The 3026-nt window shown below is 60.1% G+C and carries 2 protein-coding genes; both read left to right on the top strand.

Annotated features, from left to right (window positions below):
- A partial coding sequence (locus tag AC2FIB_RS22420) for a Re/Si-specific NAD(P)(+) transhydrogenase subunit alpha (protein ID WP_496737931.1) occupies positions 1-1571 on the top strand: 1571 nt, incomplete at its 5' end.
- Positions 1572-1584: 13 nt separating this feature from the next.
- On the top strand, positions 1585-3026 hold a 1442-nt coding region (locus AC2FIB_RS22415; RefSeq protein WP_496737932.1), incomplete at its 3' end, for an NAD(P)(+) transhydrogenase (Re/Si-specific) subunit beta.

Below are 3026 nucleotides of genomic sequence, written 5' to 3'. Positions count from 1 at the left end.
TGAAGATAGGCACACCGAGAGAGACTTATGACGGTGAAAACCGTGTTGCGATGACGCCAGAGTCAGCGTTGCAGCTTCAGAAGTTGGGCTATGAATGTCTGATTGAGAAGGGTGCTGGTGCTGCGGCTGGATTTTCGGATGCGTCGTATGAGGCAGCTGGGGTTGAGGTCGTCAAGACGGCTGCGTCGCTGTGGAAGCAGGCCGACATTGTTGCCAAGGTGCGTCAACCGAACGAGGCTGAGCTGAAGCGTCTGACCAAGGGTAAGACGTTGATTTCCTTCTTCAACCCTGCGGGGAACGAAGAAGGGATGGAAGCGGCCAAGGCCAAGGGTGCCAATGTTATCGCCATGGAAATGGTGCCGCGGATCAGCCGCGCGCAGAAGATGGACGCGCTGTCGTCGATGGCCAATATCGCCGGTTACCGCGCGGTGATCGAGGCGGGCAACAACTTTGGCCGTTTTTTCACCGGTCAGGTGACGGCTGCCGGTAAGGTTCCGCCTGCGAAGGTGCTGATCGTTGGGGCCGGTGTGGCTGGCCTGGCGGCCATCGGCACCTCGACCTCGCTGGGCGCGATCACTTACGCGTTCGACGTGCGCCCCGAAGTGGCCGAACAGGTCGAATCGATGGGGGCCGAGTTCGTCTATCTGGATTTCAGTGAGGATCAGCAGGACGGTGCCGCCACCGGCGGTTATGCCAGCGTTCAATCCGAGGAATTCCGCGAGGCGCAGCTGGCCAAGTTCCGCGAGCTGGCACCCGAGATAGACATCGTGATCACCACCGCGCTGATCCCGAACCGCGAAGCGCCCGAGCTTTGGACCAAGGATATGGTTGAAGCGATGAAGCCGGGCTCGGTCATTGTTGACCTCGCGGCGGAAAAGGGCGGCAACTGCAAGCTGACCGTGGCGGATGAGAAGATCGTGACCGACAATGGCGTCACCATCATCGGCTATACCGACTTCCCCAGCCGGATGGCGGCGCAGTCCTCGTCTTTGTACGCGACCAACATCCGTCACATGATGACTGACCTGACGCCTGAAAAGGACGGTCAGATCAATCACGATATGGAAGATGACGTGATCCGCGGTGCGACTGTGACATTTGAAGGCGACATCACCTTCCCGCCGCCACCACCCAAGGTGCAGGCGATCGCGGCGCAGAAGAAACCGGAAGTCAAGGAACTGACCCCGGAAGAGAAAAAGGCGCAGGAGGTTGCGGCCTTCAAGGCGCAGACCAAACAGCAGTTCACCCTGCTGGGTGTTGGTGGCGCGCTGATGCTGTTGGTGGGGCTGATCGCTCCGGCCAGCTTCATGCAGCACTTCATCGTCTTTGTGCTGGCCATTTTTGTGGGCTTCCAGGTGATCTGGGGCGTTGCGCACAGCCTGCACACACCGCTGATGGCGATCACCAATGCGATCTCGTCGATCATTATCGTTGGGGCTGTGATGCAGATCGGATCGGGGTCGTTCCTGGTCATTCTGCTGGCGGCGCTGTCCATCTTCATGGCCGGGATCAACATCTTTGGCGGCTTCCTCGTAACCCGGCGCATGCTCGCCATGTTCCAGAAATCTTAAGGAGGCCGGGCACATGGAATTTGGCTTCACTACTGCCGCCTACGTTGTTGCGGCTGTTCTGTTCATCCTTTCGCTCGGCGGCCTGTCGAACCAGGAAAGCGCCAAGCGCGCGGTCTGGTATGGCATCGTCGGTATGGCGCTGGCGGTCTTCGCCACGCTGGTCGGCCCCGGTTCCGGTCTGTGGCTGCTGTCGTTGCTGCTGATCGCGGGCGGTGGTCTGATCGGTCAATACGTTGCACAGCGCGTGCAGATGACCGAGATGCCGCAACTGGTTGCCGCGATGCACTCGCTGGTCGGTCTGGCGGCTGTGTTCGTCGGATACAACGCGCATTTTGAAGTTCTGAACGTCGCCGAGGTGATGGCGGTCTCGGATGCATCGAAAGAAGTTCTGTACACGGGCCTCGGAGGGTTTGCCAAACTGATCGCCAAGAAAACCCCGGCGGAATTGTCGATCCTGCATGTCGAACTGTTCCTGGGCGTCTTCATTGGTGCGATCACCTTTACTGGCTCGGTCGTGGCCTATGGCAAGCTGGCGGGCAAGGTGACGTCTGCGGCAACCAAGCTGCCGGGCGGTCATGCGCTGAACGCGGCTGCGGCAGGTCTCTCGCTGATCTGTCTGATCTGGTACACCGCATCGGGTGGCTTCTTCCCGCTGTTCCTGATGACGCTGGCGGCGCTGTTCATCGGCTATCACCTGATCATGGGTATCGGCGGTGCCGACATGCCGGTGGTTGTGTCGATGCTGAACAGCTACTCGGGCTGGGCGGCTGCGGCGATCGGCTTCAGCCTCGGCAACGATCTGCTGATCGTGGTTGGTGCGCTTGTGGGTTCGTCGGGTGCGATCCTGTCCTACATCATGTGTAAGGCGATGAACCGTCACTTTGTCAGCGTGATCCTGGGCGGCTTTGGTGGTCCACAGGGTGAACAGATGGCGGTTGAGGGCGAGCAGATCGCCATCGAAGCCGACGGTGTGGCCGCCGCGCTAAACGATGCTGACAGCGTTGTCATCATCCCCGGCTACGGCATGGCGGTGGCGCAGGCACAGCAATCGGTCAGCGAACTGGTCCGCAAGCTGCGGGCGCAGGGCAAGAATGTGCGCTTTGCGATCCACCCGGTCGCAGGTCGTCTGCCGGGTCACATGAACGTGCTGCTGGCCGAGGCAAAGGTGCCGTACGACATCGTGCTGGAAATGGACGAGATCAACGACGACTTCCCCGAAACGGATGTGGCCATCGTTATCGGCTCGAACGACATCGTGAACCCTGCGGCGCAGGAAGACCCCAACAGCCCCATCGCCGGCATGCCGGTTCTGGAATGCTGGAAGGCCAAGCAGGTCTTCGTGTCCAAACGCGGTCAGGGCACCGGGTACTCGGGCATCGAAAACCCGCTGTTCTTCAAAGAAAACACCCGCATGTTCTACGGCGACGCAAAGGCAAGCCTCGACAAACTACTGCC

This window comes from Ruegeria sp. YTSA072 (genome assembly GCF_059610285.1).
The sequence above is the reverse complement of the archived record's forward strand: the minus strand, read 5'-3'. Positions and strand labels throughout refer to the sequence as shown.